The organism is Tianweitania sediminis (genome assembly GCF_017813335.1).
In the GTDB taxonomy this organism is placed as follows: Bacteria; Pseudomonadota; Alphaproteobacteria; order Rhizobiales; family Rhizobiaceae; genus Tianweitania; species Tianweitania sediminis.
Genome location: NZ_JAGIYY010000004.1, coordinates 75,530 through 93,179, shown reverse-complemented (window position 1 = coordinate 93,179; position 17,650 = coordinate 75,530). Strand labels below are relative to the sequence as shown.

At 61.5% G+C, this 17,650-nt stretch carries 19 protein-coding genes; 10 read left to right on the top strand and 9 right to left on the bottom strand.

Features of this window, described 5'->3' with window-relative positions:
• The first annotated feature begins 81 nt into the window (after positions 1-81).
• The gene (locus tag J5Y06_RS13385) at positions 82-1,614 is read left to right on the top strand and encodes an acyl-CoA carboxylase subunit beta (RefSeq protein WP_209335685.1); all 1,533 of its coding nucleotides are present in this window, start codon (positions 82-84) and stop codon (positions 1,612-1,614) included.
• A 12-nt stretch (positions 1,615-1,626) separates the two neighbouring features.
• Here the strand turns inward: J5Y06_RS13385 and J5Y06_RS13380 are convergent, their stop codons facing one another.
• The 6 genes from J5Y06_RS13380 to J5Y06_RS13355 all read right to left on the bottom strand — a co-directional run bounded on the left by J5Y06_RS13380 (position 1,627) and on the right by J5Y06_RS13355 (position 6,003).
• Positions 1,627-2,397, bottom strand: coding sequence for a glycosyltransferase family 25 protein (locus J5Y06_RS13380; RefSeq protein WP_209335684.1), 771 nt, complete (start codon positions 2,395-2,397; stop codon positions 1,627-1,629).
• 8 nt (positions 2,398-2,405) lie between these two features.
• Positions 2,406-2,765, bottom strand: coding sequence for a cupin domain-containing protein (locus J5Y06_RS13375; RefSeq protein ID WP_209335683.1), 360 nt, complete (start codon positions 2,763-2,765; stop codon positions 2,406-2,408).
• A 39-nt stretch (positions 2,766-2,804) separates the two neighbouring features.
• The gene (locus J5Y06_RS13370) at positions 2,805-4,088 is read right to left on the bottom strand and encodes an O-acetylhomoserine aminocarboxypropyltransferase (RefSeq protein ID WP_209335682.1); all 1,284 of its coding nucleotides are present in this window, start codon (positions 4,086-4,088) and stop codon (positions 2,805-2,807) included.
• 151 nt (positions 4,089-4,239) lie between these two features.
• Positions 4,240-4,761, bottom strand: coding sequence for a CoA-binding protein (locus J5Y06_RS13365; protein WP_209335681.1), 522 nt, complete (start codon positions 4,759-4,761; stop codon positions 4,240-4,242).
• Positions 4,758-5,180: a VOC family protein gene (locus tag J5Y06_RS13360; RefSeq protein WP_209335680.1), complete on the bottom strand. Its 423-nt coding sequence runs from the start codon at positions 5,178-5,180 to the stop codon at positions 4,758-4,760. The genes J5Y06_RS13365 and J5Y06_RS13360 overlap by 4 nt, the downstream gene beginning before the upstream one ends.
• 1 nt (position 5,181) lies before the next feature.
• Positions 5,182-6,003, bottom strand: coding sequence for an enoyl-CoA hydratase (locus J5Y06_RS13355; protein WP_209335679.1), 822 nt, complete (start codon positions 6,001-6,003; stop codon positions 5,182-5,184).
• A 98-nt stretch (positions 6,004-6,101) separates the two neighbouring features.
• Here J5Y06_RS13355 and J5Y06_RS13350 point away from each other — a divergent pair, with 98 nt between their 5' ends.
• From J5Y06_RS13350 to argC, 5 genes are all read left to right on the top strand, one after another.
• Positions 6,102-6,551, top strand: a complete 450-nt coding sequence (locus J5Y06_RS13350; RefSeq protein ID WP_209335678.1) for a PaaI family thioesterase — start codon at positions 6,102-6,104, stop codon at positions 6,549-6,551.
• A gap of 202 nt (positions 6,552-6,753) precedes the next feature.
• Complete coding sequence (rplM, locus tag J5Y06_RS13345; RefSeq protein WP_209335677.1) at positions 6,754-7,218, top strand: 50S ribosomal protein L13; 465 nt, start codon at positions 6,754-6,756, stop codon at positions 7,216-7,218.
• Positions 7,218-7,703 carry a 30S ribosomal protein S9 gene (gene rpsI / locus J5Y06_RS13340; RefSeq protein WP_209335676.1) on the top strand — a complete coding sequence of 162 codons (486 nt, stop codon included), beginning with the start codon at positions 7,218-7,220 and terminating at the stop codon, positions 7,701-7,703. The genes rplM and rpsI overlap by 1 nt, the downstream gene beginning before the upstream one ends.
• Before the next feature lie 115 nt (positions 7,704-7,818).
• A complete protein-coding gene (gene speB, locus J5Y06_RS13335; protein WP_209335675.1) occupies positions 7,819-8,769 on the top strand; it encodes an agmatinase in 951 nt (316 codons plus the stop codon).
• 88 nt (positions 8,770-8,857) lie between these two features.
• Positions 8,858-9,796 (top strand): N-acetyl-gamma-glutamyl-phosphate reductase, encoded by a 939-nt coding sequence (argC, locus tag J5Y06_RS13330; protein ID WP_209335674.1) that lies wholly within the window; start codon positions 8,858-8,860, stop codon positions 9,794-9,796.
• Positions 9,797-9,809: 13 nt separating this feature from the next.
• Here the strand turns inward: argC and J5Y06_RS13325 are convergent, their stop codons facing one another.
• Positions 9,810-10,916 (bottom strand): COX15/CtaA family protein, encoded by a 1,107-nt coding sequence (locus tag J5Y06_RS13325; protein ID WP_245247835.1) that lies wholly within the window; start codon positions 10,914-10,916, stop codon positions 9,810-9,812.
• A 128-nt stretch (positions 10,917-11,044) separates the two neighbouring features.
• Between J5Y06_RS13325 and J5Y06_RS13320 the strand changes: the two genes are divergently transcribed.
• Positions 11,045-11,257 carry a DUF2842 domain-containing protein gene (locus J5Y06_RS13320; protein ID WP_209335673.1) on the top strand — a complete coding sequence of 71 codons (213 nt, stop codon included), beginning with the start codon at positions 11,045-11,047 and terminating at the stop codon, positions 11,255-11,257.
• Positions 11,258-11,260: 3 nt separating this feature from the next.
• Here J5Y06_RS13320 and J5Y06_RS13315 read toward each other — a convergent pair whose 3' ends face one another.
• On the bottom strand, positions 11,261-12,319 hold the full coding sequence (locus J5Y06_RS13315; RefSeq protein WP_209335672.1) for a polysaccharide deacetylase family protein: 1,059 nt from the start codon (positions 12,317-12,319) through the stop codon (positions 11,261-11,263).
• 64 nt (positions 12,320-12,383) lie between these two features.
• Between J5Y06_RS13315 and J5Y06_RS13310 the strand changes: the two genes are divergently transcribed.
• Positions 12,384-13,592 carry a GNAT family N-acetyltransferase gene (locus J5Y06_RS13310; protein ID WP_209335671.1) on the top strand — a complete coding sequence of 403 codons (1,209 nt, stop codon included), beginning with the start codon at positions 12,384-12,386 and terminating at the stop codon, positions 13,590-13,592.
• A gap of 4 nt (positions 13,593-13,596) precedes the next feature.
• On the opposite strand, the gene J5Y06_RS13305 is transcribed toward J5Y06_RS13310, so the two are convergent.
• The gene (locus J5Y06_RS13305; protein ID WP_209335670.1) at positions 13,597-15,666 is read right to left on the bottom strand and encodes a GumC family protein; all 2,070 of its coding nucleotides are present in this window, start codon (positions 15,664-15,666) and stop codon (positions 13,597-13,599) included.
• Between the two features lie 177 nt (positions 15,667-15,843).
• On the opposite strand from J5Y06_RS13305, the gene J5Y06_RS13300 reads away from it, so the two are divergent.
• Complete coding sequence (locus J5Y06_RS13300) at positions 15,844-16,404, top strand: polysaccharide biosynthesis/export family protein (protein ID WP_209335669.1); 561 nt, start codon at positions 15,844-15,846, stop codon at positions 16,402-16,404.
• A gap of 20 nt (positions 16,405-16,424) precedes the next feature.
• Positions 16,425-17,573 (top strand): glycosyltransferase family 4 protein, encoded by a 1,149-nt coding sequence (locus J5Y06_RS13295; RefSeq protein WP_209335668.1) that lies wholly within the window; start codon positions 16,425-16,427, stop codon positions 17,571-17,573.
• Positions 17,574-17,650 lie beyond the last annotated feature (77 nt).

The following is a 17,650-nucleotide window of genomic DNA, read 5'->3' as shown; positions in this document are numbered from 1 at the left end:
TGCAGAAGCGGTTGATCTCCCCGCACGGGATGGCTAACAAGCAACCGAACAAATGTTTGGCTGACGCCTGGAGACATCAGAATGAAGGACGTGCTGGTTGAACTGGAACGTCGTCGAGAGATTGCCCGCGCCGGTGGCGGCGCGGAGCGCATTGCAGCCCAGCACAAGCGTGGCAAGCTGACGGCCCGCGAGCGGATCGCGATCTTCCTCGATGAAGGCTCGTTTGAAGAGTTCGACATGTTCGTCGAACACCGCTCCACCGACTTCGGCATGGAAAAAACCAAATATGCCGGCGATGGCGTCGTGACCGGCTGGGGCACGGTGAACGGGCGCACCGTTTTCCTGTTCGCCAAAGACTTTACGGTGTTCGGCGGCTCGCTTTCCGAAGCGCATGCCGAAAAGGTGGTGAAGGTGCAGGAGATGGCGCTGCGCAACCGCGCGCCGATCATCGGCATCTATGACGCGGGCGGCGCCCGCATCCAGGAAGGCGTGGCTGCCCTGGGCGGCTATGCCGAGATCTTCCAGCGTAACGTGCTGTCATCGGGCGTCATTCCGCAGATTTCCGTGATCATGGGCCCTTGCGCGGGCGGCGATGTTTATTCCCCCGCCATGACGGACTTCATCTTCATGGTGCGTGATACGTCCTACATGTTCGTCACGGGCCCTGATGTGGTGAAGACGGTCACGAACGAGACGGTGACCGCCGAACAGTTGGGTGGCGCGTCCGTCCACACCACGAAATCGTCCATTGCCGATGGCGCCTATGATAACGATGTCGAGGCCCTGCTTCAGATGCGGCGCCTGATCGACCTTCTGCCGCAGTCCAACACGAGCGACCTGCCCGAGATCGAAAATTTCCAGTCCGTCGAAGACATGGACATGTCGCTCGACCGGCTGATTCCCGACAATGCCAACAAGCCCTATGACATCAAGGAACTGATACTGAAGACGATCGATGAAGGCGACTTCTTCGAGATCCAGGAAAGCTTCGCAAAGAACATTGTCACCGGCTTTGGCCGCGTCGAAGGTCGCACGGTTGGGTTCGTCGCCAATCAGCCGATGGTGCTCGCCGGCGTGCTGGACTCGGATGCAAGCCGCAAAGCTGCGCGGTTCGTGCGCTTCTGCGACTGCTTCAACATTCCAATCGTCACCTTTGTGGATGTTCCGGGCTTCCTGCCCGGCACGGCGCAGGAATATGGCGGCCTGATCAAGCACGGCGCCAAGCTGCTGTTTGCGTATGCGGAAGCGACGGTTCCGAAGATTACCGTGATCACGCGCAAGGCCTATGGCGGCGCTTATGACGTGATGGCATCCAAGCACCTGCGGGGCGACATGAACTATGCCTGGCCGTCGGCGCAGATCGCCGTGATGGGCGCCAAGGGCGCGGTGGAAATCATCTACCGCAAGGACATCGGCGACAAGGACAAGATCGCCGCGCACACCAAGGCCTATGAGGATCGCTTCCTGTCCCCGTTCGTGGCGGCCGAGCGCGGCTATATCGACGAAGTGATCATGCCGCACTCGACGCGCAAACGGATCGCCCGCGCGCTGCGGATGCTGCGCAACAAGGACCTCAAGAACCCCTGGAAGAAGCACGACAACATCCCACTCTGAGGCGGGAGTTCGTCAGCCGAACGGGACGCGGATCAGGATACGCCGGCTGGCCAGGCGCGATGGCAAACGCTGCACCGCCCGGTTCATCTTGCGCAGCGCGCGGCAGATCTCCCGCTTCGCCAGCGTCGCCAGCGAGCCCCGCTTGCCGCGACGCGATCCGATGACGCTGTCCATCGGTTTTCCGGCCACGGAAGCAAAGCGCTTTTCCTGGGCAACGACGGCAGGCACGGCCTGCCAGGCAACCACGCGCTCTTCCGCGACCGCCTGTTCGCCGAAAACAAAGAGATCAACCGGCTCGGTCAACCTGGCGGAGGAACGCCCCAGGAACTCACGCGCTTTGCCCCGCGAGATGATGTAACCGGCGCAGCCCGTATGCTCGCTCCGGAGGCGGTGAAAACGCAGACCGGCGGGTCCTTCCTTGCTTTGCCGCTCCAGCAGAACCTTCCGTCCGGACGTATCGAGCTTCGCAAGGCCGTTCAGCGGGTTGAGCCAAGCCGTGTCGGAGGCAACGGCAGCAAAGCGCGGGCTCAATCGCACGTCGTCTTCCAGGATGAGGCCGTAATCCAAGTCCAGATCAACGATGCGCTTCCAGCAATCGCGGTGACTGAGAAAGCAGGCGATTTCGGTTTGTGTCAGCGGTGACCCAGCATGGCGTGTGAGATCGGCCGTTTTGCCGTCGACCGCAGCTATGCGCTCGAAGGAAACACCGAGCGCTTCCAACTGGTCCATCATGAAGGCCCGCCGCTCCGGCGAACGGTCTAGATTGATGAAGAAGACCTCCACGCCGGGGCTCAGCCAGAGGCGACGGGAAGATGGATCACATACTCCTTGCGAGTCGTTTCAAGCACTTCCCAGGTTCCGTTGAACCCTGGTCTCAAGACGAAGCTGTCGCCGGCACGCATTGTCCGTGCCTCGCCCCCATCCTCGGTCAGGACGGAAACGCCGCCGAGGATATGGCAGAACTCCCATTCATCATAGGTGATGCGCCATTTGCCAGGGGTTGCTTCCCATACCCCCGCATAGATCCCGGCGGCCGTTTCCTCTACGTTCCAGGTCCGAAAGGTCGGGGTACCCGACACGATGCGGTCGGGAGCCGGTGCCCCCGTCTCGGCTTCAACGTTGCTCGTATCGACTTTGATGAAGTGGGTCATCGGCGGCATCTCCTTTCCGCCGACGACATGACCTCTCAGTCAGACCTTGTCAAAGGCCTGCTGCAGATCGGCAATGATGTCCTTCACATCCTCAATGCCGATCGACAGCCGGATCACGTCCGGTCCGGCGCCGGCAAGCGTCTTCTGGTCATCGGCCAATTGGCGATGCGTCGTGGACGCCGGGTGGATCACCAGCGACTTGGTGTCGCCGATATTCGCTAGGTGCGAGAACAGTTCCAGCCCTTCCACGAACTTGACGCCGGCATCATAGCCGCCCTTCAGGCCGAAGGTGAAAACGGCGCCGGCGCCTTTCGGCGCATACTTCTGTTGCAGAGCATAGTTCTTGTCGCCGGGCAGACCGGGATAGTTCACCCATTCCACCTTGTCATGGGCGGACAGCCATTCCGCCACTTGGAGAGCATTCTCGCAATGGCGCTGCATGCGCAGCGGCAGGGTTTCCAGGCCCGTCAGGATCATGAACGCGTTGAACGGCGAGATGGCTGGGCCGAAATCGCGCAAGCCCAGCACGCGCGCAGCGATCGCGAAGGCGAAGTTGCCGAAGGTCTCGTGCAGCTTTACGCCGCCATATTCCGGCCGCGGCTCCGACAGCATCGGATAGTTGCCCGATTTCGACCAGTCGAAGGTGCCACCATCCACGATGATGCCGCCGACCGAGTTGCCATGACCGCCGATGAACTTGGTGAGCGAATGGAGAACCACATCCGCGCCATGCTCAAACGGGCGGATCAGGTATGGCGAAGCCAGCGTGTTGTCCACGATCAACGGGAGGCCGTGCTTGTGAGCAATCTCTGCAGCTGCCGCGATGTCCACAAAGGTGCCGCCGGGATTGGCAAGGCTTTCGATGAAAACGGCGCGGGTGCGCTCATCGATCAGCGGTTCGAAGGTGGACAGATCGTCGGTGTCGCCCCACCGCACTTCCCACCCGAAGTTCTTGAAGGCATGGCCGAACTGATTGATGGAGCCGCCATAAAGCCGGCGCGCTGCGACGAAATTGTCGCCCGGCCGCATCAGGTTGTGGAAGGTCAGCAGTTGCGCCGCATGCCCTGAGGCTGTGGCGAGCGCAGCCGTGCCGCCTTCCAGCGCCGCGACGCGCTCTTCCAGAACCGCCTGCGTGGGGTTCATGATCCGGGTGTAGATGTTGCCGAAAGCCTGCAGACCGAACAACGAGGCAGCATGATCCGCATCGTTGAAGACGTAGGACGTCGTTTGATAAATGGGCGTTGCGCGGGCCCCGGTGGTGGGATCCGGTTGCGCTCCGGCATGAACGGCCAACGTGTTGAAGCCAGGTGCTTGTTGGGTCATCGGCGGGTCCCTCCCTCATCTTTGCCAATCGTCATCAAGTCGCGCGGACTTTGCCCGTATGGGCGGGGGAGCGCAAAGAAGATTATTCTCAAAGCGCCGCGCGCACGCGCTTGTTCATAAAGATATTCCAGCCAACAGCAGAAAATCGCTCTCAGCTGCGTCGAATACCGAAGCTGCCGTAGCCGCCGTGGATCACCGGCCGCTTTGATGAGATTACGCCGGAGTTCACGCCATTCCAGCCGATCTCACCGGCCAGACGGGCATATTCGATCTTCGGGCAGCGGTTCATCACTACCTGGATTCCGACCGCTTCCAGTCGTGCCGCCGCCTCGTCGTGGCGCACGGTCAACTGCATCCAAACCACCTTCGGCAGAGGCGTTGAGGCAAGCACCTCGTCCATGATCGCCGGCACCGCATCGGACGCGCGGAAGATATCCACCATGTCGATGGGGTCAGGAATATCGGCCAGCTTGGCATAGGTCACGCGGCCGAGGATCGCCTTGCCGGCATGGCCCGGATTAACCGGATAAACTCCGTAGCCCTTGTCGATCATGTACTTCATAACAAAGAAGGATGGCCGCACCGGATTGGCGGAAGCGCCAACTACGGCAACTGTTTTCACCTGGTTGAGAATGCCGGCAATATAGCTGTTGTCGTACGTGTCATGGTTCATGCGGGTAGCGCTATGTTGCCATGTTCGTCGATCGGAAAATCAGGGTTATGTGCGACTTCCCAGAGGTTGCCCTCGGGATCGGCGAAGTAGCCGTACCAGCCGCCCCAGAACGCACGCCCCGCTTCCTTGACGACCGTTCCGCCCGAGCGCTTGGCAAGGCTCAGCACTGTTTCCACCTCTTGTTCGGTTCGAGTGTTGTAGGCGAGATAAACGCGGGGGACGCCCTCGCCGAAGCCAATGCCCGCGTCGACTTCGGCATCCTTGCGCGGGAACAGTCCTAGGATCGCGCCGCCCATCTGGAAGAACGCCACGCCATCCGTGATGCCGGGGTGACGCTTCAATCCCATGCCCTCATAAAAGGCGACGCAAACGGCAAGATTATCCACGGCGATCGTGATGATCGAGATGCGCGGTTCCACGCTACTCCCCCTTCCATTCAGGCTTGCGCTTCTGCACGAAGGCGCCAATCCCTTCTTCTGCATCGCGTGCCATCATGTTCTCGACCATAACACCGGCGGCATAGCGATAAGCGTCTTCGAGACTCATTTCGGCTTGGCGGTAGAAGGCTTCCTTGCCGATGCGCAGCGTCAGCGGCGATTTGGAAGCAATGGCTTGGGCGTATTTGTTCACGACCTGATTCAGGTATTCAGGCGGGACGACGCGGTTCACGAGGCCGAATTCGCGCGCCGTGGTGGCGTCGATCGTCTCGCCCGTGAGCAGCATCTCCATCGCCTGCTTGCGCGACACGTTTCTGGTCAAGGCCACCATCGGCGTGGAACAGAAAAGACCGATATTGACGCCGGGCGTACAGAAGGTGGCTTCCGTGGAAGCAATCGCGAGATCGCAACTCGCCACGAGCTGGCAGCCCGCGGCCGTTGCCAAGCCCGCGACTTCGGCAATCACCGGCTTCGGATGGGTGACGATCGCCTGCATCAGGGCCGCGCATTCGTTCATGGTGCGCTCGAAAAAGGCGCGCCCGCGGTCCTCGTCGCCGCGCGCGGCCGTGATTTCCTTCAGGTCGTGGCCGGCACAGAAAAGCTTGCCTTTCGCGGAAAGGATGATGACGCGAACAAGTGCATCATTCCTGGCCGTTTCCAGCGCAGACCCGATCGCGGCCATCATCGCGACTGAAAGGGCGTTCGCCGGCGGATTGGCGAGCGTCACGCGCAGAATGCCATCCGCGAGATCCTGTTCGACCAGCCGCCGAGCGCGTTCCTCGACGAATTCAGCGACGTTGCTCATCCGTGAACCTCCACTTTCCGCTCAAGCCCATCTTCGCGCTTGAACACGCTTCGTCAATTGGAGAAAGCTCCTCGCGACGATCGGGGAGAACGAACACCATGAACGCACGTCCGTTGCGGCCGGTAATGTCGGTGGATGAGGTCAACAGCTTCCTTGATGAAGCTTTCCCGCAGCTCAACGGTGCGAATCGCGACTACGAGGCAATCTCGATCACTCCGGGCGCCTGCGTCGTGCGCCTCCACGCGGGATACCGGCACCTGCGTCCCGGCGACACAGTTTCCGGGCCTGCCCTTTTCACGCTGGCTGACATCGGTGGGTATGTTTGCGTTCTGTCGCACACGGGACCAGAAGCGCTGTCGGTGACCACCAACCTGAACATCAACTTCATGCGCAAGGCGACAGCAGGGCCGATCGACGGCCATTGCCGTATCCTGAAGCTGGGCAAGTCGCTGATGGTGTTCGACATCGATATGCGCGCCGGCGCTGGTCTCACCGTGGCCCATGCCACCGGCACCTACGCAATTCCGCCGAAACATGTGGTAACATAATACCTTTTCTTCTATTCCGCTGTTTTTACGTGGTTTTTGGTTCGCAGCGCCTGCCGCGTGTCCCTTGACCCCACTTCAGGCGTCCTTTATGGAGCAAACCAGTCCTGGTGATCTCGTCGGGATGATTGTTCGACAGGCAGAGCCTTGCCGAACGTAAGCAACAAGAAACGCCTTCCCCAAGGAAGGTTCTAAGGAAAATAGTATGGCAACCTTTTCGCAGAAGCCTGCGGAGGTGGTGAAGAAGTGGGTCCTGATCGACGCCGAAGGGCTCGTCGTCGGCCGCCTCGCCACCCTCGTCGCAAACCGCCTGCGCGGCAAGCACAAAGCAACCTTCACCCCCCACGTTGACGATGGCGACAACGTCATCATCATCAATGCCGACAAGGTGGTTTTCACCGGCAAGAAGTACACCGACAAGGTCTACTACTGGCACACCGGTCATCCCGGCGGCATCAAGGAGCGCACCGCGCGCCAGCTGCTCGAAGGCCGTTTCCCCGAGCGCGTCGTTGAGAAGGCCGTTGAGCGCATGATTCCGCGCGGTCCGCTCGGTCGTCGCCAGATGAAGAACCTGCGCGTCTATGCCGGCACCGAGCACGGCCATGAAGCCCAGCAGCCCGAGACGCTCGACGTCGGCGCTCTGAACTCCAAGAACAAGAGGGCCGCATAATGGCTGAACTCAACTCCCTCGCAGAACTCGGCGCCGCCACGGGCGCGCAGACGAGCGAGCAGCCGGCAGCCCCGGTTCATGTCCAGAAGCTCGACAAGCACGGCCGTGCCTATGCCACCGGCAAGCGGAAAAACGCAATCGCTCGTGTTTGGATCAAGCCCGGTTCCGGCAAGATCATCGTCAACGACAAGGAATTCGTGGGCTATTTCGCACGTCCCGTGCTGCAGATGATCCTGCAGCAGCCGATCGTTGCAACCGACCGCAACGGCCAGTACGACGTGATCGCAACTGTTGCTGGCGGCGGTCTTTCCGGCCAGGCCGGTGCCGTTCGTCACGGCATTTCGAAAGCCCTGACCTATTACGAGCCGGCGCTGCGCGGCGTGCTCAAGAAGGGCGGCTTCCTGACCCGCGACGCTCGCGTGGTCGAGCGCAAGAAGTACGGCAAGGCAAAGGCCCGCCGCTCGTTCCAGTTCTCGAAGCGCTAAGCGTTTCGTCGACCATCAGAACGGAAAAAAAGCGGGCCTTCGGGTCCGCTTTTTTGTTGCCTCGACATACAAAGCTGCCAACTAAGGCCGCAGCTTGCGTCAGAAGGAGTGCCGAATGCCGCCCAAGTCGATCGACAACGCCTTCACCGCCCGCAGCAATCTCGGCGCTTCGGGCGATCCGACCTATGCGGGCGCGCTGTCCTTCATGCGCCGGCGCTACACAAAGAACATCAACGGTGCTGATGTCGTTGTGTGGGGCGTCCCCTTTGATGCCGCCGTGACCAACCGGCCAGGCGCCCGCTTCGGTCCGCAGGCCATCCGTCGCGCGTCGGCGATCTTCGACAACGATCCGCAGTACCCATTCCAGCGCCAGTTTTTCGACGACCTGAACGTGGTGGATTACGGCGACTGTCTTTTCGACAATGGCTACCATGCGAAAACGCCGGCCATCATCGAGCGGGACGCCGCCAAGCTGATCAAGAACGGCGCGTTCCTTTTGACCCTTGGCGGCGATCATTTCGTGACGTGGCCAATCCTGAAGGCGCATGCGGCGAAATACGGGCCGCTGTCGCTCGTCCAGTTCGATGCCCATCAGGACACTTGGCCTGACGATGGCAAGCGGATTGATCATGGTTCCTTCGTGTGTCGTGCTGTTCGTGACGGGGTGATTGACCCCGCGACCTCGATCCAGGTGGGCATTCGCACCCATGCGCCAGAAGATTTTGGCATCGAGATCATTCACGGCGAGGATCTGGAAGAGTTGCGGGTTTCAGAGATCGTTGCGCGCATCGAGCAGCGCACCGCCGGCCGCAAGACCTATGTGACCTTCGACATCGACTGCCTGGATCCCGCTTTCGCGCCGGGCACGGGCACACCGGTGGCGGGTGGACCCTCTTCCGCCAAGATCCTTTCGGTGCTGCGCCGGCTGGGCGGGCTCGACATCGTCGGTGCCGACATCGTCGAGGTGTCGCCACCCTATGACCATGCCGACATTACGGCGATCGCAGGATCGACGGTGGCACAGCACTATGTCGGGCTCGCCGCCGAACGGAAGGCGCGCGGCTGAGTTCACGCACTGAATCAAGACTCTCGCGGACTGAGTCCGCGAACCGCTACAACCTTTTGATCTTTCTCTGCCGAACGGGACCAAGCCTATGAAACCCAAGATCTTCATCGATGGCGAACACGGCACGACGGGCCTGCAAATCCGCGCGCGCTTGGCCGGTCGGGATGATCTGGACCTTGTTTCGATCCCGGTTGAGCGCCGGAAGGACCCGGCCGCCCGGGCGGATTTTCTGAAGGGAGCGGACATCGCAATCCTGTGCCTGCCGGATGCCGCGTCCAGGGAGGCCGTGGCACTGCTCGGCAACGACAGCACCACGCGGGTGATCGATACCTCTACGGCCTATCGCGTTGATCCGGGTTGGGCCTACGGCTTCGCAGAACTGACAGAAGGACAGGCAGACAAAATCGCTCAAGCGCGCTTTGTTGCCAATCCCGGATGCTATCCGACGGGCGCGATCGGCCTGATCCGGCCGCTGGTTGAAGCCGGCATCCTGCCGACCGACTATCCGGTCACGGTGAATGCCGTTTCCGGCTATTCAGGCGGCGGCAAGCAGATGATCGCGCAAATGGAAGATCCCCACGCGCCGGACGCAATTACCGCGCCGCATTTCCTTTACGGCCTGGCACTGTCGCACAAGCACGTCCCCGAACTGCAAACGCATGGGAAGCTCAGCCGTAAGCCGATCTTTTCGCCGAGTGTCGGCCGTTTCGCGCAAGGCATGCTGGTGCAGGTGCCGCTGTTCCTCGGCGACCTCAACGGCAATCCCAGCCTTGCCGATCTCCATGCGGCGCTCAGCAAGTCTTACGGTCACGCTGGTGTTGTCGAGGTTGTGCCTTACGCTGACGGAATGGCCCTGCCCCGGGTCGATCCGACCGAGCTCAACGATACCAACCGCATGAAGCTCTTCGTGTTCGGGACGGAAGGTGGCGGACAGGCCAACCTCGTCGCCGTGCTGGACAATCTCGGCAAGGGCGCATCGGGTGCGGCCGTGCAGAACATGGATCTGATGCTGAGAACTGCCGCCTGATTGCGACAGGAGACTAGCGCCGCGCCGTGTTCTCGTTCGGCATCGGCAAGGCGCCCTTCGCGCCCCGCCAATGAGCGGCGGTGAACCCCAGCACGACGATTGCACCAATATGGTGCAGCATGGCCCATGAGAACGGCACCACGAGAACCAGCGCGGTGACGCCGATTGCCGCCTGAACCAGCAACAAGGCGACGAGCAGCACAGCGCGGCGGTAGTGCGTGGTGTGCGGGGCGCGGTGAAACACATAGAACGCGTGGATCACCGCCAGCAGCAGCAGGCCGTAAGCGCCCAAACGGTGCACGAACTGCACCGTCTTGGGGTTCTCGAAGAAGTTCAACACGCCCGGCTGAATGGTAAAAAGGTCGCCCGGAATGATGCTGCCGTCCATCAAGGGCCAGGTGTTGTAGGTCAGGCCGGCATCCAGACCAGCCACCAGCGCGCCCAGGTAGATCTGCGCCAAAACAGCCACCACCATCCAGCCCGCGAAACGTTGGACGTCGCGTCCAGCCGCGGCCTGGGAATGCGGGGCGAGGCTGCGCGCCAGCGACATGGTCACAACGAAGATGATACAGGCCAGCGTCAGGTGTGTGGCCAAGCGGTACTGGCTGACGCTGGTCAGTTCCGAGAGTCCGGAAGCCACCATCCACCAGCCCACCGCGCCCTGCAAACCACCCAGCAGAAGCAGACCGATGAGCCGAGGCTTGAGCGAACGTTCCAGCCGGCCGGTCGCCCAGAAAAACACAAGCGGGACTGCGAGAACCAGGCCGACGCTTCGCGCCAGGAGACGGTGAGCCCATTCCCACCAAAAGATCGTCTTGAACTCACCGAGGCTCATGCCGCGATTGAGCTCCTGATATTGGGGGATCTCGCGATATTTGGCGAACTCCTCCTCCCATTCCGCTTCGCCGATGGGCGGGATGACGCCATGGATCGGCTTCCATTCGGTGATCGACAATCCGGAGTCGGTCAGGCGCGTGCCTCCGCCGACCACGAAAATCAGAAACAGGAAGCCGAGAACAACATAGAGCCAGGTGCGCACCACCTTGCGGTCGCGCAGGATCCGGTCCCGTTCGATGACCGAAACCATGTCCAGCGTGGTATGTTGAGCGTGCGAAACCATGGAGGTGTGGTGCGCCAATCAGCGGCGGCAAACAAGCCTCCGTCTTGCGCGACACGCCGTCGCGCCATGCTGGTTCGATTGCGTTGCTCCAACCAGGGGCCTAGGAGAACCGGAGGAGACCACCCACCATGTCCGTCCGCGTCAAGAAGTTCATTGGCACGATCCTGCTGATCGCCCTTGTCAGCATCTATGCCTTGGTCGCGACATTGGTTGCCGTCAGCCTGCTTGGAGCAGCCAGCACGCTGACCCACCTCGCCTACTTCTTTTTCACCGGGCTGCTTTGGATCCTGCCCGCCATGGCCATCATCAAGTGGATGGTGGCCGAGCCGCGTTCGCGCTAGGCGCTACATCGTCACAAAGCGGCGGCCCTTGTTGGCCAAAGGCACGGTCACGCCGGACAACATCGTCTGGACATTATCGAGTGACTGGTAGCGGCCGTTCAATGACAGGCGTGGAAGCGCATGCAGGTGATCTGCATGCCTGCGCTGGATCAGCCCATGCCGGGTGGTGACGGCCGAAAGGAAGCCAGCTTCCTTCGCCAGTTCCGCTTCTCTTTCACCCACGGCTGCCGCGAAGCCATAGGGATACGCCATGTGGCGCGGGCGCTCGCCAATTTCGCGCTCGATCAGCGCAACGGCCTCAACCATTTCCGCCAGCGCCTTGTTCCTATCGAGACGCTTCAACGCATAATGATGGACGGTGTGCGCACCGATCGTGCCGAGCGGATGTTGTGCGATGGATCGGATCTCATCCCAGGTCATCAGGTCGGCCTGAGCACGCGCCAGGAGATCTGCGTCCGGCAGTTGGCCCAGCGCCTGAACGGCGCGGTGCTGGTCCTCTTCCGCGATACCCTGAGAAAGATGGGCCACGACCTTGCGGAACGCTTGCGCCTTCTCTCGCGGTGTACCGGCTTCAAGCTCCAATGACCCGCTTTCCGTGGCGAGATGAACACGATCACGGATCGTCACGACATCTTCGATGACGTCCCACCAGAGGCTGACTGCGCCGTCGATCAAGCCGGGCGCGATGTAGATCGTGAACGGCGTTTCGTGTTTTTCAAAGACCGGAAGCGCTTCCAGCAAGTTGTCACGGTAGCCGTCATCCAGCGTAATCGCCGCGAACGGTGGCCCCTTCTCCGGCTGCCGTGTCAGATGGGTGGCTTCGTCCATGGAAACGAAACGATATCCCCGTCGCTTCATCTCGCCGAGCACCGCATCCAGAAACCGGGGATGGACCGCAAGATGGCCGTTGAGGTCCAGCGGCTTGGCTGGCGCTGCCGTGACGCGGTGGAGCATCAGAATGACGCCGATGCCGCTCAGAAGCGGCCGCGCCACGGTGGTCATCCCCGTGGTGCGCATGGCAGCCAGCGTCACTTTCCGCAATGCTTCGACGCTGTCGATCATCCCTTTACCTTTGCGTGCCACCTTCCCGCGCGACACCGAAGTCATAGAGATCGAACGTTGAAGCATGGTTGATGCCGTTCTTGCCGGTCACTCCGGAGCCGATATGCAGGTGCAGGCGGGATCGCCCGTCGATGTCACCCTCGCCTTTACTCCCGCCGGTAGCGCCGTTCTCGAGCGCTATCGCGCCTTTGCCGCGGCCGTGCCGAAGGGGCCGGCGCAGCATCCGGTCTGGGTCGAGGCTTGGGGAGCGACCTCATCGAGCCGACTGGTGATGATGGAGATCAGCCATCGAGGTGCCGTTGTTCTGATGATGCCGCTGGAGATCATCAGGCGCCGAGGCTTGACCATAGCCCGGGCAATTGGCGGCACCCACGCCAACGGCAACTTCCCAGCCTCCGATCCGAGTTTTGCACGTAACCTCAGCGCGGAACTGACGCACGAGATCGATCGCTCCATTCGCCGTTCAGACTTGGATGCGGATCTTGTTCTGGTTGAGCGGCAGGCACACGAAATCGGCGGCCATGCAAACCCTCTCGCCGCGCTCGCTTCAACCGAAAGCCCGAACGTGGCTTTAGCGGTCGACCTCAACAACGGGTTTGGTGCCGTTCTTGATCGCGTTGGTCGCAAACGCCGGTTGAAAAAGCATCGTGCGCAAACAAGGAAGCTCGAGGCGGCTGGTGGCTTCGGCCACCGGGAAGCCAAGACCGAAGCGGAGGTCGAGGCGCTGCTCGCCGCCTTCCTCCAGCAAAAGGGTGAACGGTTCCGCAAGCTGGGCATCGAGAATGTTTTTACCGACCACCAGCGGTTTTTCGAGCAGCTGTTCAAGCGTTCGCTCGCGGAAGCCGAAACGCCCTTCAGGCTGCATGCACTTGAAGTGGGAGACAAGCTCCGCGCCGTCACCGGATCATCCCACCTTGGCGACCGGGTCATCTGCGAGTTCAGCAGCATCGCGGAAGACGAACTCTTGCAGGTCAGCCCGGGCGACTTCCTGTCGTTCCTGAACATCGAGGCTGCGGCGGATCAGGGGGCGACGGTCTATGATTTCAGCGTTGGCGACGAGCCCTACAAGCGAGGCTGGTGCGATCTCGTCTCAACCCAGTTCGACGTCGCCGTTCCCCTCACCCTCCGGGGCCGCGCTTATGCCGCGCTGCTCATTGCGGCGAGCCGCGCCAAGCGTCAGGTGAAGTCGAACGAGCGGCTTTGGTCCATGGTGAAACGGCTTCGACGCAGCAAGGCTGCCGCTTCAGGAGCGACAGCCGAAGCAGACGATTGATCGCTCACGCCGCACTGCGATGACCAGCCACATCGGTCGGCCGGTAACCGATGGGCGATACCTTCACCACGTCCTTGTATCCAGCCTCTTCAAGCGCGTTGGCCGCTTCGACCACGGACGGATCTTCTGGATCGATCACCGCCAGCATGACAGTGGTTGTGTCGCCTTCCAGGCGCTCCAGCGAAGCGGCTTCCGCCGGTCCGCATTCCACGACCACGAGATCATAAGCGCTGGCGAGTGACCGCATGATGATCGGCAGCCGCTCCGCCGCTCGCATGGCACGCTCCGGATCGGCCGTTCCCGCCGGGATGATGTGCGCTTCGGAATAAAAGTCGGCGTGGATCACGTCGGTGAACTGGGCCTCGGCCGCGAGCAGGTTCGTGATGCCTTTGCGCTCCTGTCCATCCAGCATCGGCTTCGAGGCTGCACCTGTTGTGGTGAGGTCAAGGAGGAGAACGCGTTTACCGCTGTCGGCGACTTCGCGGGCCACCAGAACGGATGCCGCAACCGATTCATCTCCTTCAGGCGACAAAAACAGGGCACGTTTCGTGTTTCCCGCCGCAAGAGCGGCAACGGCATGGCCGATGCTGAGGTCACCCAATGGCGCCAACGCCGGCACCGCCCCGCCCTGTGCAGGCATCGCCAGATCATCGACGGCGTAGAAGTGAGATCCTGCCGGCCGCATGGCACGACCGCTGAAGAGTTCCTGCGCCAGGGTGATGAGGATCATCAGCAGCAGGGAAGTAACGAAGGCAGCAATCGTGATCGGCAGGACTTTCGGGAAATACGGCTCCACCGGCGGCACGGCCGTGGAAAAGACGCGCGCATCAGCGGGCAGGTAGTTCCCTTCGCCGCGTGACACGGCTTCGCGATACCGGGTCAGGTAGGATTCAAGCAGCTGACGCTGGGCGGCAGCTTCCCGTTCCAGAGCCCGCAACTCGACCTGCTCGTCATCGGCACGGGCAGAAACCTGCTTCAGTTGTTCCAGGTCGCTGATCAGGCTGGCTTCGCGGGCGGCGGCGGTTCTGGCTTCCGTTTCCAGCCCCGTCAGCACCTTGCGCGCTTCAGCGCGGATCTGCCCCTCAAGATCGTTCAACTGCGAATTCAGAGCGCGCAGCCGCGGGTGATTGCCTAGCAGCGAAACGGATAGATCCGCGATCTGCGCTTTCAGCTCCACTTCGCGTTCCCGCAGGCGCTGGATCAGCGGCGACGAAAGAACCTCGGGCATGCTGTCGAGCGAGGCGCCGGACTGAATGCCGTTGCGCAGGCTTTGAGCATTGGCTTCAGCGGCCGAGCGGTTGGCGCGCACGCGCGACAGTTCGCTGGACAGTTCCGAAAGCTGCTGGGTTGCCAGCACCGAGTTGTTTTGACCGATCAAGAGATCGGACTGTGCCCGGTAATCCGCGACCTCGGCTTCCGCCTCCTTGACGCGCTGCGACAGGTTGGCGATCTCCGGCTGGAGCCATTCCGTCGCATCCGTGTTGGACTGCAGCTTTGCGGATTGCTGGACCGCAAAGTAGGCCTGCGCAAGGGCGTTCGGCACAGCTGCCGCAAGTTGCGGGTCCACGGACGAGAACTCGATCACGATCACACGCGAACGCTCGACGTTGTAGACCTTTAGCTTTTCACGGAACGCGCTGAGGACACGCTCTTCAGCCGGCACTTCAGCGGGATCGCGCAGGAGGCCGGCTCCCACGAACAAGCGTTTGACGAGCGACATGTCGGCGGAAGGATTGAACTCGCGGCGGCTCGCCAGGTTGAGGTCTGCGGCCACCTTCTTGAGAATGTCCGAGGACGCGATCACCTGCACCTGGCTTGTGATGCCTTCCTGATCGAGGAGCGGCCGGTCTGCGTCGGCTGCCGGATTGGCGCGGGTGAACGGTGACTCGCGAGTTTCGATCAGAATCCGGGTTTCGGCCCGGTAATGTGGCGTTGCCGACCAGGCGAAAAGGAAGGCCGCGATCGTGACCAGGGCGGTGACAAGCGCGATACGTCGCCAGTGTCGTGCCAGGCTGGCAAACAGCTGCCGCAGATCAACATCGATGTCATTTGCCTGGTTCGACTCGCGAGACATAGCTCAAACTCCACCACTACAGGGCAGAAATCTAAACGAGCATGGTAACCGACTGGTTAATGCTTATGAGCCAAGCAGATGTTCCTGTGTGCGGTGTTGGAGCTCGAACCTTTACTCGAAATTAACCCTAACGGATCGATAACACGGTCACGCTAATCCTGAAGGTTTCTGGCCGCCATGAACATCAAGCTCCACGCCTCTGCCCTGGCAGCAGTTCTGTTCGTGGCGGGATGCTCGGGCTACCAGCCTGCCCCGCCCGCGTTCCACCAGGCCACAACAAAGCCATATGTGCTGGATGCCGGCGACAGCGTCCGCATCACGGTGTTCGAGCAGGAAGCCCTGACGAACACCTATGCCGTGGATCAGTCGGGCTACATCTCCTTCCCCCTCGTTGGCGCCGTTGCCGCGCGCGGCCACACGGTGCAGCAGATCGAGGGCGAGCTCGCGACTAAGCTTCGCAATGGGTATCTGCGCGATCCAGACGTGTCCGTGCAGGTTGATCGCTACCGGCCGATCTTCGTGATGGGCGAAGTGGGCGCTGCCGGCCAGTATTCCTATGTGCCGGGGCTCACCGTTCAGAAGGCCGTGGCGCTTGCCGGCGGATACAGCCCGCGGGCCAACCAGACCAATGTGGACGTCACCCGCAGCATCAACGGAAAGGTGCTGACAGGACGCGTGACCACGTCGGACCCTCTTCTTCCGGGTGATACGATCTACGTGCGCGAACGCCTGTTCTAGGCACCAGCGACTTCCGCGCCATGCCTCAACAGCTCCGCATCCTGCATTGCTTCCGCTCGCCCGTTGGTGGCATTTTCCGCCACGTCCGCGACCTCACGGATGCACAGGTGGCCGCCGGTCACCAGGTGGGCATCGTTTGCGATTCCACCACGGGCGGCGACCACGAAGCGAGGCTGTTCGAAAGCATCAGGCCGAAGCTCGCGTTGGGCATCCGCCGCACGCCCATGCAGCGCCACATCGGCCTCGGCGATGTCACCGCCGGGTGGCGGACATACAAGATCATCAAAGAATTGCAGCCGGACGTTCTTCACGGCCATGGCGCCAAGGGTGGCGTTTATGCCCGTGTGTTCGGCTCACTCCTGCGGGTTTCAAGGTCTCGCGTAGCCCGCCTTTATTCGCCCCATGGAGGCAGCCTGCACTACGACAGCGACACGGCGGTCGGGCGGGCGTTCTTCGGACTGGAACGCGGCATGGACCGCTTCATGACGGACCAGCTGCTGTTCGTGTCTGATTATGAGCAGCGCACTTTCGAACAGAAGGTGGGCAAGCCGCGAGCACCCTCGACGCTCGTTTACAACGGGTTGCGCGATCAGGAATTCGAACCCGTCCGGCCGAGTCCAGACGCCGCCGACTTCCTTTACATCGGCATGATGCGCGACCTGAAAGGTCCCGACATCTTCATCGATGCTCTGGCGCTGGCCGAAAAAACGCTCCAACGCCCGCTGACGGCCGAGATGGTGGGCGACGGGGACGACGTTGCCAAATACAAGCAGCAGGCGGAAAAGCTCGGCTTCGCCGGTCGCATCCGCTTTCATCCCGCCATGCCGGCGCGGCAGGCGTTTGCGCTGGCAAAGGTGATCGTGGTGCCGTCACGTGCAGAAGCGATGCCTTACATTGTTCTGGAAGCGCTGGCGGCCGGAATGCCAATGATAGCCACTGCTGTTGGCGGAATACCCGAAATCTTCGGCCACGGCTCAAGGGCGCTGATCGCCGTTTCTCCGCGCGATCTCGCAGACCGGATGGCGGAAGCTAAGCAGGATCTCCAAGGCTTCCGGGAGGCGATGCCTTCGGCCGAAACCCTGCGCGCCCGGTTCGGCGCCGACGTCATGGCACGCGAGATTGAGGCCGCCTATCATGCGGCCTTGCAGGACAAGACACTCGCACACTGACAATCTTCGCAACCGCTGCAAAGCTTTATTAGCTGCTTTTTGCTAGCTGTCGGGCAGAAAAGAGCTCCCGGCTCTCG